Genomic DNA, 15,177 nt, shown 5'->3' with positions numbered 1-15,177 from the left:
GGCATGATGGGGCGCTATGTCGCACGACGACTGCTCCAGATGATCCCGGTCTTCTTCGGGACGACCCTGCTCATCTTCTTTATGGTGTACAGCCTGCCCGGCGATCCCGTGGCCGGACTCTTCGGGGACAAGGGCACCGACCCCGCAACGCTGGCCGCGCTGCGTCACCAGCACGGTCTGGACCTGCCGATCTGGCAGCAGTACTGGAACTACATCTCCGGGATCCTGTTCCACTTCGACTTCGGAACCCAGATCCGCAGCGGACGTGAGATCACCGAAGTGATCGGTGCCGCCTTCCCGGTCACCATGCGTCTGGCCTTCATGGCGTTCGCGATCGAGATCGTCCTGGGCCTGGCCCTCGGGATCGTCGCCGGTCTCAAGGCCGGCAAGCTGGTCGACAACCTGATCCTGATCCTCACCCTGCTGATCATCTCGATGCCGGTCTTCGTGCTCGGCTTCATCGTCAAGTCGGTGTTCGCCTTCCAGCTCGGCTGGATCCAGCCGAACGTCAGCATCAACGAGACCTGGGGCGAACTGGTCGCGCCGGCCATCGTGCTCGGATCGCTCTCGCTCGCCTACGTGGCCCGCCTGACCCGCACCTCGATGGCCGAGAACCTGCGCGCCGACTACGTCCGCACCGCCGTCGCGAAGGGCCTGCCCAAGCGACGCGTCATCGGCGTGCACCTGATGCGCAACTCGATGATCCCGGTCGTCACCTTCCTCGGCACCGACATCGGTGCCCTGATGGGCGGCGCCGTCGTCACCGAGGGCATCTTCAACGTCCACGGCGTCGGTGGTCTGATCTACGACTCGGTCGTACGCCGCGAAGGACTGACCGTGGTCGGTGTCGTCACCGTCCTGGTCGTCGTCTACCTGATAGCCAGCCTGCTCGTCGACCTCCTCTACGCGGTCATGGACCCGAGGATCCGGTATGCCTGATCTGACCAAGACCGAAATCGTGGCGGCCGAGACCTCCGCGGCGCCCGGCGTTCCGGTGGAGCCGGTGAAGGCCGAGAAGGCCCGCAGCCTCTGGGGCGACGCCTGGGCCGACCTGCGCCGCAACCCCTACTTCGTGGTCTCCTCGGCGCTGATCTTCGTACTCCTCGTGATCGCCGCCTTCCCGGGCTGGTTCACCAGCATCGACCCCACCAAGGGCGACCTGGTCCACCACTTCCTCGGCAAGCCCGAACTGGGCGCCGTGGGTTCCCCCGAGTGGCTCGGCTGGGACGGCCAGGGACGCAGCGTCTACGCGCGCCTCATCTACGGCACCCGCGCCTCGGTCATCGTCGCCGTCTCCGTGACCGCGATCGTCACCGTGCTCGGCGGCATCACCGGAATGATCGCCGGCTACTTCGGCGGCATCACCGACGCGATCATGTCGCGCGTCACCGACATCTTCTTCGGCATCCCGTTCCTGCTCGGCGCGATGGTCGTCCTCCAGGCCTTCACCGAGCGCACCGTGTGGACGGTCGTCTTCGCCCTCGCCTTCCTCGGCTGGACGCAGATCAACCGCGTCATGCGCGGAGCGGTCATCACCGTGAAGCAGGCGGACTACGTGCACGCCGCCAAGGCGCTGGGCGCCGGCACCACCCGGATCCTGTTCCGGCACATCCTGCCGAACGCCATGGCCCCGGTGATCGTGGTCTCCACGATCGCGCTCGGCGGCTACATCGCGGCCGAGGCGACCCTGTCCTACCTGGGTCTCGGCCTCGCCTCCCCGACCATCTCGTGGGGCGTGGACATCTCCGCCGGTGCTTCGCAGATCCGAGTGGCCCAGCACATCCTGCTGTACCCCTCGATCATGCTCAGCATCACCGTCCTCGCCTTCATCATGCTCGGCGAAGCGGTCCGCAACGCCCTCGACCCCAAGCTGCGCTGAGGAGGGCGTAAGTGATCACCATGGACAACACCTCCAGCCTTCCCTCCCCGCGTGACGGGGACCCGCAGACGCCGCTCCTCGAAGTGCGCGACCTGCACGTCGAGTTCCACACCCGCGACGGTGTGGCCAAGGCAGTCAACGGCGTCAACTACTCGGTGAGCGCCGGCGAGACCCTCGCCGTCCTCGGCGAGTCCGGCTCCGGCAAGTCCGTGACGGCGCAGGCCATCATGGGCATCCTCGACATGCCCCCCGGCAAGATCCCGCAGGGCGAGATCCTCTTCCGCGGCCAGGACATGCTCAAGATGAGCTTCGAGGAGCGGCGCAAGCTGCGCGGCCGGAAGATCGCCATGATCTTCCAGGACGCCCTGTCCTCCCTGAACCCGGTGCTCACCGTCGGCTACCAGCTGGGCGAGATGTTCCGCGTCCACGAGGGCATGTCGAAGAAGGACGCCCGGCTCAAGGCCATCGAGCTGATGGAGAAGGTCAAGATCCCGGCGGCGAAGGAGCGGGTCGACGACTACCCGCACCACTTCTCCGGCGGTATGCGCCAGCGCATCATGATCGCCATGGCGATCGCGCTGGAGCCCGACCTGATCATCGCGGACGAGCCGACCACGGCCCTGGACGTCACCGTCCAGGCCCAGGTCATGGACCTCCTCGCGGAGCTCCAGCGCGAGCTGAACATGGGTCTGATCCTGATCACCCACGACCTCGGCGTGGTCGCCGACGTCGCGGACAAGATCGCGGTCATGTACGCCGGCCGGATCGTCGAGACCGCTCCGGTCCACGAGATCTACAAGCGCCCGGCGCACCCGTACACCCGGGGCCTGCTGGACTCGATCCCGCGCCTGGACCAGAAGGGCCAGGAGCTCTTCGCGATCAAGGGCCTGCCGCCGAACCTGCTGCGCCTGCCCACCGGCTGCTCGTTCAGCCCGCGCTGCATCGCCGCGCAGGACATCTGCCGGTCCGAGATCCCCGCCCTGCAGCCCGTCACGGAGCAGGACGGCAGCGAGCTGGCCGGCCGTCACAGCGCCTGCCACTTCTGGAAGGAGCAGCTCCATGGCTGAGCTCACCAACGCCCCCGCACGGGAGCCGATCCTCCAGGTCCGCGGCCTGGTCAAGCACTTCCCGCTGACCCAGGGAATCCTGTTCAAGAAGCAGGTCGGCGCCGTCAAGGCCGTCGACGGGATCTCCTTCGACCTGTACCAGGGCGAGACCCTGGGCATCGTCGGCGAGTCCGGCTGTGGCAAGTCCACCGTCGCCAAGCTGCTGATGAACCTGGAGCGCGCCACCGCCGGCGAGGTCTTCTACAAGGGCCAGGACATCACCAAGCTGTCCGGCCGCGCCCTGAAGGCCGTACGCCGCAACATCCAGATGGTGTTCCAGGACCCGTACACCTCGCTGAACCCGCGCATGACGGTCGGCGACATCATCGGCGAGACCTACGACATCCACCCCGAGGTGGCCCCCAAGGGCGACCGGCGCCGCAAGGTGCAGGACCTCCTGGACGTCGTCGGTCTCAACCCGGAGTACATCAACCGGTACCCGCACCAGTTCTCCGGCGGCCAGCGCCAGCGCATCGGCATCGCCCGCGGCCTCGCGCTCAACCCGGAGATCATCATCTGCGACGAGCCGGTCTCCGCGCTCGACGTATCGGTGCAGGCCCAGGTCATCAACCTGATGGAGAAGCTGCAGGAGGAGTTCAACCTCTCCTACATCTTCATCGCGCACGACCTGTCGATCGTCCGCCACATCTCGGACCGCGTCGGCGTCATGTACCTCGGCAAGATGGCCGAGATCGGCACCGACGAGCAGATCTACGAGCACCCGACCCACCCGTACACCCAGGCGCTGCTCTCCGCGGTGCCGGTGCCGGACCCGGACGCCCGCGAGGGCCGCGAGCGGATCATCCTCACCGGTGACGTCCCCTCGCCGGCCAACCCGCCGTCGGGCTGCCGCTTCCGCACCCGCTGCTGGAAGGCCGAGGAGAAGTGCTCCGTGGAGGAGCCGCTGCTCGCCATCCCGGAGCGGTTCCAGGGAGTCAAGTCGCTGGCCTCGCACGAGTCCGCCTGCCACTTCGCCGAGGAGAAGGCCGTCCTGGCCGTCTGACCTCACCGAAGCGACACCTCAGGGCGCCCGTCACCGGATCTCTCCGGCGGCGGGCGCCCTGCCGTTTCCCCGACGCCGCCCGATGCCCTCCGCCCCCCTCCGCCCCGCTCTGACCCCCTGTGACTTCTGACGTCCTCCCGACCGCCGCCGTGGTCTGATGGCCCGCATGCTCACCGTCCGGCCCGCGGGGCCCTCCGACGCCCCGGACATCTGCGGGCTCCTCAACGCCATCGACCGGATCGAGATCGGCCGCCCGGAAACCGACCTCGGCGCCGTCGAAGCCGATCTGCACCACCCCGACGTCGACCTGGAGGCGGACTCCTTCCTCGCCTTCCAGAACGGCCGGCTCCTCGGCTACGCCCTGGTGTGGGCCGACTCGGGCCCCGGCCGGGCCGACTGCCACTTCCGGGTCCTGCCGGGCCGCCGCGAGGCCGCCGTGCGGCTGCTGGAGCGGGTGGAGGCCAGGGCCCGGGAACTCACCGCCGGGGCCCCGCGCGCCTTCTTGTGGCTCGCGCCGAGCGGCGGCCGCACCCTCGACCCCGGCCTGCTGCCCGGCCGCGGGTACCGCACGGTGCGCAGCCACCGGGTGCTGACCCGCCCGCTGGGCCCGGCCGATACGCCCCCGGCCCCGCCCGCCGGGCTCGCGCTTCGCCCCTGCGACGGCGACGAGGCCGAGCGCCGGCGCGCCCACGCCCTGATCGAGGAGACCTTCGCGGACCACTTCGGGCACGTGGAGCGCCCGTACGAGCCCTGGCTGGACCACATCGACGGCCGGAGCCTGGACTGGTCGCTGGTGTGGATCGCGAGCCTGCCCGTACTGGGCGACGCCGGGGTCCTGCTCACCCGCGACGACCGCACCAGCATGGGCTGGCTCAGCCACCTCGGCGTACGGGCGCAGGCCCGCGGCCGGGGCGTCGGCGGGTTCCTGCTGCGCCACTGCTTCGCCGCCTACGCCGCCCGCGGCCGGGCCACGGTGGGCCTCGGCGTGGACACGGCCAACGCGACCGGGGCGCTGCGGCTGTACGAGGCGCACGGCATGCGGACGCACCATGCGGTGGACACCTGGGAGCTGACGCTGCGCGGGTCTGCTTTGCACTCGCAGGGGTGACAGCCGAGCGGCGCGAGGGTGCAATCGGTCCAACGAGGAGTGTGCGGGACCCCACATAGGGTGACATTGGCCCCTAAGTGAGTCTTGGGATCCATGAGGAGGCACTCCATGCGCGGAGCCACCCACGCCAAGTGGGCCGCATGTGCGGCGGCCGTCGCCCTCGCGGCGACCGCCTGCGGCGGAGGAAGCGACAGCGGCGGAGGCGGCGAGGCGGGCATCGTCAGCTCCTCGTGGGGTGACCCGCAGAACCCGCTGGAGCCCGCCAACACCAATGAGGTCCAGGGCGGCAAGGTCCTCGACATGATCTTCCGGGGGCTCAAGCGGTACGACCCCAAGACCGGCGAGGCGAAGAACTTCCTCGCCGAGAAGATCGAGACCACCGACAGCCAGAACTTCACGATCACGCTGAAGGACGGCTGGAAGTTCAGCAACGACGAGCCCGTCACCGCGCAGTCCTTCGTGGACGCCTGGAACTACGGCGCCGACGTCACCAAGAAGCAGAACAACTCGCCCTTCTTCTCCGACATCGTCGGCTACGCGGACGTCCACCCCGAGAAGGGCGACCCCAAGGCCAAGACCATGTCCGGCCTGGTCGTCAAGGACCCCAAGACCTTCACGGTGGCCCTCAAGGAGAAGTTCTCCACCTGGCCCGAGACCCTCGGCTACCAGGCCTTCTCCCCCCTGCCCAAGTCCTTCTTCACCGACCACGAGGGCTGGCTGAAGAAGCCCGTCGGCAACGGTCCCTACACGGTGGACTCGTACACCAAGGGCACCGGCATGAAGCTGCGCAAGTGGGACGCGTACACCGGCGAGGACAAGGCGGTCAACGGCGGAGTGGACCTGAAGGTCTACACCGACAACAACACCGCCTACACCGACCTCATCTCCGGCAACCTCGACCTGGTCGACGACATCCCGGCGCAGCAGCTGAAGAACGTCGCGAACGACCTCGGCGACCGCTACATCAACCAGCCGGCCCTGATCATCCAGACCCTCACCTTCCCGCTGTACGACCCGCAGTGGAGCAAGGAGGGCATGGAGAAGGTCCGCCGCGGCATCTCCATGGCGATCAACCGCGACGAGATCACCAAGCAGATCTTCCGCGAGACCCGCACCCCGGCCAAGGACTGGACCTCCCCGGCCCTCGGCGACAAGGGCGGCTTCTCCGCCACCGCCTGCGGCGAGGCCTGCTCCTTCAACCCCGCCGAGGCCAAGAAGCTCATCCAGGAGGCCGGCGGACTGCCCGGCGGCAAGGTCACCCTGACCTCCAACGTGGACACCGGCTCGCACCGCGACTGGATGGACGCCGTCTGCAACAGCGTCAACAACGCCCTGGGCGAGGGCCCGGTCTGCACCGTCAACCCCGTCGGCACCTTCGCCGACTTCAGGAACCAGCAGAGCAGCTTCAAGCTGACCGGCCCCTTCCGCTCCGGCTGGCAGGCCGACTACCCGCTCATCCAGAACTTCCTGGAGCCGCTGTACTACACCGGCGCCTCCTCGAACTACGGCAAGTTCAGCAACCCGGAGTTCGACAAGCTCGTCGACGAGGCCAACCGGGAGACCGACGCCGCCAAGGCGACCGCCAAGTTCCAGGAGTCCGAGAAGATCCTCGCGGCCCAGATGCCGTCGATCCCGCTCTGGTACCAGAACGGCAGCGCGGGCCACTCGGAGCGCATCTCGGAGGTGGCGCTCAACCAGTTCAGCGTCCCGGTGTACGACCAGATCAAGGTCAGCTGACCCTTCAGACGGATCGAACCTGGAGCAGTCCATGGGACGTTATGTGATCCGGCGACTGCTCCAGATGATCCCCGTGTTCATCGGCAGCACGTTCCTGATCTTCTTCATGGTGTACGCGCTCGGTGACCCGGTCGCGGCCCTCTTCGGAGACAAGGCCCCCGACCCGGCCACCGCCGCGCGCATCCGCAAGGACCTCTACCTCGACCAGCCCCTGTGGAAGCAGTACCTGCACTACATGGGGCAGATCTTCCAGGGCGACTTCGGCACCGCGTTCAACGGCCAGAAGGTCACCGAACTCATGGCCTCCGCCTTCCCGGTGACCCTGCGCCTGACCGTCGTCGCGATCGCCATCGAGATCGTCGTCGGCATCACCCTCGGCGTGATCAGCGGACTCAAGCGCGGGAAGTCCATCGACACCAGCGTGCTCGTCCTCACCCTCGTGGTGATCTCGGTGCCCACCTTCGTGACGGGCTACCTGCTCCAGTTCCTGTTCGGCGTCAAATGGGGCTGGGTGCGGCCCACCGTCTCCCCGGACGCCCCCTTCAGCGAACTGATCCTGCCCGGCATCGTGCTCGCGCTGGTCTCCCTCGCCTACGTCACCCGGCTCACCCGGACCTCCATCGCCGAGAACGTCAAGGCCGACTACGTCCGCACCGCCGTGGCCAAGGGCCTGCCCCGCCGCCGGGTCGTCACCCGCCACCTGCTGCGCAACTCGCTGATCCCCGTGGTCACCTTCATCGGCACCGACATCGGCGCCCTGATGGGCGGAGCCATCGTCACCGAGCGGATCTTCAACATCCACGGGGTCGGCTACCAGCTCTACCAGGGCATCCTGCGCAACAACTCCCCGACGGTGGTCGGCTTCGTGACCATCCTCGTGATCGTCTTCCTGCTGGCGAACCTGCTCGTCGACCTGCTCTACGCGGTCCTGGACCCGAGGATCCGTTATGCCTGAGCCCGACCCCGAGCACGCCGCCTACGATCCGCTGCGCCCCGGCCCCCACGAGGCCATCGCCCCCACCGGCCAGGGAGGGGCCATGGATCTCGCCCTGGAAGAGGGGGAGTCACTGGAGAAGGAGCTCGGGGGAGCCCCCGGCGGCCCCCAGGAGAAGGCCCGCTCCCTGTGGTCCGACGCCTGGCACCAGCTGCGCCGCAACCCCGTCTTCATCGTCTCCACGCTGCTGATCCTCTTCCTCGTGGTCATCTCCATCTGGCCCCAGCTCATCGCGAGCGGCGACCCGCTCCAGTGCGACCTGTCCAAATCGCAGCAGGGCTCCTCACCGGGCCACCCCTTCGGCTACGACACCCAGGGCTGCGACGTGTACACCCGCACCGTCTACGGGGCCCGCGCCTCCATCACCGTGGGCATCTGCGCCACCCTCGGCGCGGCCCTCCTCGGCTCCGCGCTCGGCGGGCTCGCCGGGTTCTTCGGCGGCTGGGGCGACGCCCTGCTCTCCCGGGTCGCCGACATCTTCTTCGGCATCCCCGTGGTCCTCGGCGGCCTGGTCTTCCTGTCCGTGGTCACCAGCACCACCGTCTGGCCCGTCGTCGGCTTCATCGTGCTGCTCGGCTGGCCCCAACTGGCCCGCATCGCCCGCGGCTCGGTCATCACCGCCAAGCAGAACGACTACGTCCAGGCCGCGCGGGCGCTCGGCGCCGGCAACGGCCGGATGCTGCTGCGGCACGTGGCCCCCAACGCCATCGCACCCGTCATCGTCGTGGCCACCATCGCGCTCGGCACCTACATCGCCCTGGAAGCCACCCTGTCCTTCCTGGGCGTGGGCCTGCGCCCGCCGACGGTCTCCTGGGGCATCGACATCTCCAACGCCGCCTCCCAGATCCGCAACGCCCCGCACATGCTGCTCTACCCGGCGGGCGCGCTCAGCATCACCGTGCTCGCGTTCATCATGCTCGGCGACGCGGTGCGCGACGCCCTCGACCCCAAGCTGCGCTGAGGAGCCCCGCACATGCTGCTCGAAGTGCGCGATCTGCACGTGGAATTCAAGACGCGGGACGGAGTCGCCAAGGCCGTCAACGGGGTCAACTACTCCGTGGCCGAAGGCGAGACCCTCGCCGTGCTCGGCGAGTCCGGCTCCGGCAAGTCCGTCACCGCCCAGGCCGTCATGGGCATCCTCGACATGCCGCCGGGCCGCATCGCGGGCGGCGAGATCCTCTTCAAGGGCAAGGACCTGCTGAAGATGAAGGAGGAGGAGCGCAGGAAGATCCGCGGCGCCGAGATGGCCATGATCTTCCAGGACGCCCTGTCCTCCCTCAACCCCGTCCTGAGCGTCGGCGCGCAGCTCGGCGAGATGTACGAGGTCCACCGCGGGATGTCCCGCAAGGACGCCCGGGCCAAGGCGGTCGAGCTGATGGACCGGGTGAAGATCCCGGCGGCCCGCGAGCGGGTGGGGGACTACCCGCACCAGTTCTCCGGGGGCATGCGCCAGCGCATCATGATCGCCATGGCGATGGCCCTCGAACCCTCGCTCATCATCGCGGACGAGCCGACCACGGCCCTGGACGTCACCGTCCAGGCCCAGGTCATGGATCTCCTCGCGGAGCTCCAGCGCGAGCTGAACATGGGCCTGATCCTGATCACCCACGACCTGGGCGTGGTCGCCGACGTCGCCGACAAGATCGCGGTCATGTACGCCGGCCGGATCGTCGAGTCGGCCCCCGTCCACGAGATCTACCGGAACCCGGCCCACCCCTACACCCGCGGCCTGCTGGACTCCATCCCGCGCCTGGACCAGAAGGGCCAGGAGCTGTACGCCATCAAGGGACTGCCGCCCAACTTGCTGGCCATCCCGCCCGGCTGCGCCTTCAACCCGCGCTGCCCGATGGCCCGGGCCGTCTGCCGCACCGACGTACCGCCGCTGGCCGAGGTCGGACCGGACCGCGCCAGTGCGTGCTTCTTCTGGAAGGAGTGCCTCGGTGGCTGAGTCGATCCTCGTGGTGGAGGACCTGGTCAAGCACTACCCGCTGACCCAGGGCGTCCTGTTCAAGAAGCAGGTCGGCGCCGTGAAGGCCGTCGACGGGGTCTCCTTCGACCTGCGGGCCGGCGAAACCCTCGGCATCGTGGGGGAGTCGGGCTGCGGCAAGTCCACCGTCGCCAAGATGCTCGTCAACCTCGAACGCCCGACGGCGGGTGCGATCAGGTACAAGGGCGAGGACCTCGCCAAGCTGTCCGGCCGCGCCCTGAAGGCCGTACGCCGCAACATCCAGATGGTGTTCCAGGACCCGTACACCTCGCTGAACCCCCGCATGACCGTCGGCGACATCATCGGGGAGCCCTACGAGATCCACCCCGAGGTGGCCCCCAAGGGCGACCGGCGCCGCAAGGTCCAGGACCTGCTGGACGTGGTCGGCCTGAACCCGGAGTACATCAACCGCTACCCGCACCAGTTCTCCGGCGGCCAGCGCCAGCGCATCGGCATCGCCCGCGGCCTCGCCCTCCAGCCCGAGATCATCGTCGCCGACGAGCCCGTCTCCGCCCTCGACGTCTCCGTCCAGGCCCAGGTGGTCAACCTCCTGGAGCGCCTCCAGAACGAGTTCAACCTCTCCTACGTGTTCATCGCGCACGACCTCTCGATCGTCCGCCACATCTCCGACCGGGTCGGCGTCATGTACCTCGGCCGGATCGTCGAGATCGGCACCGACACGCAGATCTACGACCACCCCACCCACCCGTACACCCAGGCGCTGCTCTCCGCCGTCCCGGTGCCCGACCCGCAGGCCCGCGCGGGCCGCGAGCGGATCATCCTCTCCGGCGACGTGCCCTCCCCGGCGAACCCGCCCTCGGGCTGCCGCTTCCGCACCCGCTGCTGGAAGGCCGAGGCGCGCTGCGCTTCGGAGGTCCCGCTGCTGGAGATCCCGGCCTTCCTCCCGGGCGGGCCGGCGGCCCACCCCTCGGCCTGCCATTTCGCATCCGAGCGGACCGTCGTTCCACCGACCAAGGAGTGAGCTGCGGGCCCCCGCGACCGCTCATTTCTCGCCACAGCTGTGAACGGCACCTGGCATATCCACAACTCGGTTTACAAACAGGCAACTTGACCGTTTCTGTCCCGAGATCTGGGCCGTGCAGCCTGATCCCGTGCGGCCGTGCGGGTGCCGACAGCCGGCCGGGGAGGCGTACAGCTTCCCCGGCCGGCACTCCTGTGACCCCGGACGTGCGCGGCGTGCGCCCCTCGTGCTGCCGGAATCGATCGATGTCGGGGTACGGATAGTTATGATCCGTAGCGCACGGTGGGTATGACTCTGCCGAGCACCGAGTTGCGAGTACGCGAACCCGATGTCCGCTCGACGTGGAGGTGAAACGCCGTGGCACTATCGATCTCGGCCGTGGTGCTGCTGGCAGTCGTCGTCTTCCTGCTGGTCCGGCGTTCGGGCCTGAAGGCGGGTCACGCAGTGGTCTGTGTACTGCTCGGCTTCTATCTGGCGAGCTCGACCGTGGCTCCGACGCTCTCCCAGCTGACGTCCAACGTGGCGAGCATGATCAGCGGCCTCAAGTTCTAGCGCGGGCACTCAGGGGCACTCAGGGGGCCCGCGCGGGCGACGCCGCGCGGGGTCGTGGGCGCCGGGTCCCGCGCAGCTCGTAGGGTGAGTCCCATGAACGGTCTTCCCGCCCGTCGGCTCCTGCTCGTGCACGCGCACCCGGACGACGAGTCGATCAACAACGGCGTCACCATGGCCAAGTACGCGGCCGAGGGCGTCCACGTCGCCCTGGTGACCTGCACGCTCGGCGAGGAGGGCGAGGTCATCCCGGCCGACCTCGCCCACCTGACGTCCGACCGCGAGGACGCCCTCGGCGCCCACCGCATCGGCGAGCTCGCCGAGGCCATGCGGGAACTGGGCGTCGCCGACCACCGGTTCCTCGGCGGCCCCGGCCGCTTCCGGGACTCCGGGATGATGGGCGCCGAACAGAACCACCGGCCCGGCGCCTTCTGGTCCGCCGACGTGGACGAGGCCGCGGGGTACCTCGTCGAGGTGATCCGCGAACTGCGCCCCCAGGTCCTGGTCACCTACGACCCGGACGGCGGCTACGGCCACCCCGACCACATCCAGGCCCACCGCGTCGCCACCCGCGCCGCCGAACTGGCCGCGCAACCCTCGTACCGCACGGACCTCGGCGCACCCCACGCCATCGAGAAGCTCTACTGGAACCGCGTCCCGCGCACGGTCGTCGAGGAGGGCTTCGCCCGGCTCCGCGAGGCCGGGAGCGAGGTGCCCTTTCCGGCGCCGGCCGCACCGGACGACGTGCCGGGGGTGGTCGCCGACGAGCGCATCACCGCCGAGATCGGCGGGGACGAGGCCGCCGAGCAGGCGTTCGTGGCCGCCAAGACCGCCGCGATGCGCGCCCATGCCACCCAGATCGCGGTGGACGGGCCCGTCTTCGCCCTCTCCAACGACCTGGCGCAGCCGCTGTTCACCCACGAGTACTACGAGCTGGTCCTCGGCGAGCCGGGTGTCCCGGCGGGCGAGCGCGAGCGCGACCTCTTCGCGGGGGTGCGGGCATGACCGGCGCGTGGAGCGCGGGGCGGATCGCCGCCCTGCTGGGCCTGTTGGCGGCCGGGGTCCTGACCGGAACGGCCGGCTGGCTCGTCGTCGACCTCTGGTTCCCGGCCGGACTGGCGCTCGCGCTCCTCGGGCTCTTCGGCCTGTTCCTCGGCGCCCGGATCGCCCTGGGCACCGGCATCGGCGTCGGCGCGGCCACGGGTGGCTGGTTCCTCTCCTACGTACTCCTCGGCGTGCCCCGGGCGGAGGGCGACTTCCTGCTCGGTTCGTCCGGAATCAGCATGTACGCCTACCTTTTGGGTGGAGTGGTGCTCGCTGTGATGTGCGCCACGATCAGCCTCCCGGGGGAACGGCCGCTTTCGGCCGCCAGGAACGCCGGGTGACACGGCGTCGGACGCACGCGACGCCTTGACGAGCGGCTCGGCCGCCGCGTGCGCGAGCCCCCGGAGGTCCGGCGACAGGTGCCCGGAAGGGGCACGGAGGGGCCGCGCAGGAGGTCAAGGGGAACCCTTCGTTCCCGGCGGCCGGGTGCGTGCGGGCGGCGGCCAGTATGGTGGACCGGCCGCCGAGCTGCCCGCGCACGCTATGACGGGTGGCGGAGCCGATCGGGAGAACCTGCTTTGAGTCGTGATACTGACAGTCCGTCCGCCGGGCCCGCTGGGCGCGGCGGAGCCGCGTACCCCTCGGGCACGCCGGCGCACGGATCAGGCCAGTATCCGACCACGGCAGTGCCCCCCGGTCCGGGCGCGGCGACCATCCCGGAGGAGAGTTCAGTGACCGCACCGCCCGCGAAGCCGTCCACCCCCGATTCCGACGGGCCGAAGACGGAGACCCAGCTGACGACCCGGATCCGGATCAACATCCCGGGTTCGCGGCCGATCCCGCCCGTGGTCGTACGCCAGGCCATGCCCGAAGCCGAGGCCGGGCAGGCGCCCGAGCCCGCGCCCGCCCCGCCGGCCGCGCCCGAGCAGGGTCCGGGCGGGGACATGCCCAGCAACTGGTTCGCCCCGCGCAAGGCCGGCTCCGCGCCCGGCCCGGCACAGGGCCCCGGCCCGGCGCAGGGCCCCGCCCCGGTCCCGGGGCGCGGACCGGCCCCGGCCGGCGGCCCCCGCTTCGACGGACCTCCGCAGCAGGGCCCCGGCCCGGTCCCGGGCGCGCCCATGGGTCCCGGTCCGGGTGCGCCGATGGGTCCCGGTCCCGGCGCGCCCATGGGTCCCGGCCCCGGTGCTCCGATGGGTCCCGGTCCCGGCGGTCCCGGGCCCGCCCCGGCGCAGGCCGGCGGCCGGCGCTTCGACGGGCCCCCGCAGCAGGGCTTCGCCCAGGGCCCGGCCGGGCCGCGCCAGGGCGCTCCGATGGGCCCCGGCCCGGGTGCTCCGATGGGCCCCGGCCCCGGTGCGCCCATGGGCCCCGGCCCCGGCGGCCCCGGTGTCGGCACCGGGCCGGGTGCGGGCTACCCCGCGCCGCCCGCCGGACCCGGTGGTCCCCGTACGGGCGCCCCCGCGGCCCCGCAGGGCCCCGGCCCCGCCGGACCGCCCGTGCCGCAGGCCGGCGTCGACTACGGCTCCGGCCCCACCACCGGTCCCGTCGCCAAGGCCCTGATCGCCCCCGTACCGCCCGCCCCGGCCTGGCCCGGCAGCGGCGGCGGACCCGACGGGCCGACCGGCGGGCCCGCGCTGGGCTCCGTACCGGTCGGCGGGGCGCAGGAGCCGAGGTGGCCCGGCCCCGAGGTGGACGCGGCCGGATACCCGCAGCCCGCGCCCGTCCCGGCCCCCGCGAACAAGGCCAAGGCCAAGGGCAAGGCCCCCGCGCCCGCCCCGGCCAAGCCCGCCAAGAAGGGCCGCAGCAAGGTGGCCCTCCTCGGAGGCGCCCTCTTCGTGCTGCTCGGCGTGGCCTACGGAGCCGGCCTGCTCCTCAACCACTCCGACGTCCCCAAGGGCACCACCGTCGAGGGCGTCGACATCAGCGGCAGCCGTGACGAGGCGATCGCCAAGCTCCAGACCTCCTTCGGCAACCGCGCCGTCGCCCCGCTCCAGCTCACCGTCGGCGGCAAGCCGGTCGAGCTGAAGCCGGAGAAGGCCGGCCTGAGCCTGGACAGCCAGACCACCGTCCGCAACGCGGCGGGCAGCGACTACAACCCCGTCACGGTCATCGGCTCGCTCTTCGGCAGCGAGCGCAAGGCCGAGGCCGTCCTGCCCACCGACGAGGAGAAGCTGCGGGTCGCCCTCCAGGAGCTGGCCGGCACGGCCGGTACCGCCACCGAGGGCACCATCACCTTCGACACCGGCAAGGCCCTCGCCGTTCCCGGCAAGCCCGGCTCCACCCTCGACGTGGACGGCTCCGTCAGCCTGGTCACCAAGGCCTTCCACGACATGGTCGCCACCGGCCAGGCCGCCCCGGTCACGCTCCCGGTCGCCACCAAGGACCCGGTCGTCGACCAGGCCGAACTGGACCGGGCCATGAAGGACTTCGCCCAGCCCGCGATGTCGGCGCCGGTCCTCGTCAAGGCGGGCACCAAGTCCATCCCGCTGGGCGCCAAGTCCCTGCCGAAGATCCTGAGCATGCAGGTCGTCGACGGGCACCTCGTCGAGAAGTACGACCTGGAAGCCCTCAAGACGGCCTACGGGAACACCTTCGACGGCGTCCTCATCATGCGCGGCACCGGCGAGAAGACCGCCGTCACCCCGCAGGACGTCGCCGGAGTCCTCGGCAAGGCGCTGCGCGGCAAGACGACCGCCGAGCGCACCGCGGTCATCCCCACCAACCCGAGCTGACCGCACGCACCGGAGCCCCTCCCCGACCGGCCGGGGAGGGGCTCCGGCGCATCCGCGTC

The 15,177-nt window shown here is 70.4% G+C and carries 14 protein-coding genes; all 14 read left to right on the top strand.

All coding sequences use genetic code 11. From position 1 onward, the window contains the following. Nucleotides 1-6 precede the first annotated feature (6 nt). The 14 genes from ACIA8F_RS23155 (at nt 7) to ACIA8F_RS23090 (ending at nt 15,118) form a co-directional block, all read left to right on the top strand. On the top strand, nt 7-939 hold the full coding sequence (locus ACIA8F_RS23155) for an ABC transporter permease (protein WP_399381599.1): 933 nt from the start codon (nt 7-9) through the stop codon (nt 937-939). Next, nucleotides 932-1,879 (top strand): ABC transporter permease, encoded by a 948-nt coding sequence (locus tag ACIA8F_RS23150; protein ID WP_399381383.1) that lies wholly within the window; start codon nt 932-934, stop codon nt 1,877-1,879. The genes ACIA8F_RS23155 and ACIA8F_RS23150 overlap by 8 nt, the downstream gene beginning before the upstream one ends. A gap of 20 nt (nt 1,880-1,899) precedes the next feature. Further along, the gene (locus ACIA8F_RS23145; protein WP_383950918.1) at nt 1,900-2,946 is read left to right on the top strand and encodes an ABC transporter ATP-binding protein; all 1,047 of its coding nucleotides are present in this window, start codon (nt 1,900-1,902) and stop codon (nt 2,944-2,946) included. Beyond that, nucleotides 2,939-3,988 carry an ABC transporter ATP-binding protein gene (locus ACIA8F_RS23140; RefSeq protein ID WP_399381382.1) on the top strand — a complete coding sequence of 350 codons (1,050 nt, stop codon included), beginning with the start codon at nt 2,939-2,941 and terminating at the stop codon, nt 3,986-3,988. Before ACIA8F_RS23145 ends, ACIA8F_RS23140 begins: the two co-directional genes overlap by 8 nt. A 166-nt stretch (nt 3,989-4,154) precedes the next feature. Next, complete coding sequence (locus ACIA8F_RS23135; protein ID WP_399381380.1) at nt 4,155-5,096, top strand: GNAT family N-acetyltransferase; 942 nt, start codon at nt 4,155-4,157, stop codon at nt 5,094-5,096. A 108-nt stretch (nt 5,097-5,204) separates the two neighbouring features. After that, nucleotides 5,205-6,833 (top strand): ABC transporter substrate-binding protein, encoded by a 1,629-nt coding sequence (locus tag ACIA8F_RS23130; RefSeq protein ID WP_399381378.1) that lies wholly within the window; start codon nt 5,205-5,207, stop codon nt 6,831-6,833. A 31-nt stretch (nt 6,834-6,864) separates the two neighbouring features. Further along, entirely contained in the window at nt 6,865-7,788 is a 924-nt protein-coding gene (locus tag ACIA8F_RS23125) for an ABC transporter permease (RefSeq protein ID WP_399381377.1), read from the top strand. After that, the gene (locus ACIA8F_RS23120) at nt 7,781-8,788 is read left to right on the top strand and encodes an ABC transporter permease (RefSeq protein ID WP_399381375.1); all 1,008 of its coding nucleotides are present in this window, start codon (nt 7,781-7,783) and stop codon (nt 8,786-8,788) included. The genes ACIA8F_RS23125 and ACIA8F_RS23120 overlap by 8 nt, the downstream gene beginning before the upstream one ends. A gap of 12 nt (nt 8,789-8,800) precedes the next feature. Next, a complete protein-coding gene (locus ACIA8F_RS23115) occupies nt 8,801-9,775 on the top strand; it encodes an ABC transporter ATP-binding protein (RefSeq protein ID WP_399381374.1) in 975 nt (324 codons plus the stop codon). Beyond that, nucleotides 9,768-10,796 (top strand): ABC transporter ATP-binding protein, encoded by a 1,029-nt coding sequence (locus ACIA8F_RS23110; protein ID WP_399381372.1) that lies wholly within the window; start codon nt 9,768-9,770, stop codon nt 10,794-10,796. Before ACIA8F_RS23115 ends, ACIA8F_RS23110 begins: the two co-directional genes overlap by 8 nt. A gap of 357 nt (nt 10,797-11,153) precedes the next feature. Continuing rightward, nucleotides 11,154-11,348 (top strand): hypothetical protein, encoded by a 195-nt coding sequence (locus ACIA8F_RS23105; protein ID WP_266904827.1) that lies wholly within the window; start codon nt 11,154-11,156, stop codon nt 11,346-11,348. Nucleotides 11,349-11,441: 93 nt separating this feature from the next. Then, nucleotides 11,442-12,350 (top strand): N-acetyl-1-D-myo-inositol-2-amino-2-deoxy-alpha-D-glucopyranoside deacetylase, encoded by a 909-nt coding sequence (mshB, locus tag ACIA8F_RS23100; protein WP_399381370.1) that lies wholly within the window; start codon nt 11,442-11,444, stop codon nt 12,348-12,350. Further along, the gene (locus ACIA8F_RS23095) at nt 12,347-12,730 is read left to right on the top strand and encodes a DUF6113 family protein (protein ID WP_399381368.1); all 384 of its coding nucleotides are present in this window, start codon (nt 12,347-12,349) and stop codon (nt 12,728-12,730) included. Before mshB ends, ACIA8F_RS23095 begins: the two co-directional genes overlap by 4 nt. A gap of 390 nt (nt 12,731-13,120) precedes the next feature. Beyond that, the gene (locus ACIA8F_RS23090) at nt 13,121-15,118 is read left to right on the top strand and encodes a hypothetical protein (RefSeq protein WP_399381366.1); all 1,998 of its coding nucleotides are present in this window, start codon (nt 13,121-13,123) and stop codon (nt 15,116-15,118) included. Nucleotides 15,119-15,177 lie beyond the last annotated feature (59 nt).

It is taken from the genome of Streptomyces sp. NPDC051563 (assembly GCF_044454225.1).
Lineage (GTDB): Bacteria > Actinomycetota > Actinomycetes > Streptomycetales > Streptomycetaceae > Streptomyces.
This window is presented reverse-complemented; position numbering and strand designations above follow the sequence as displayed.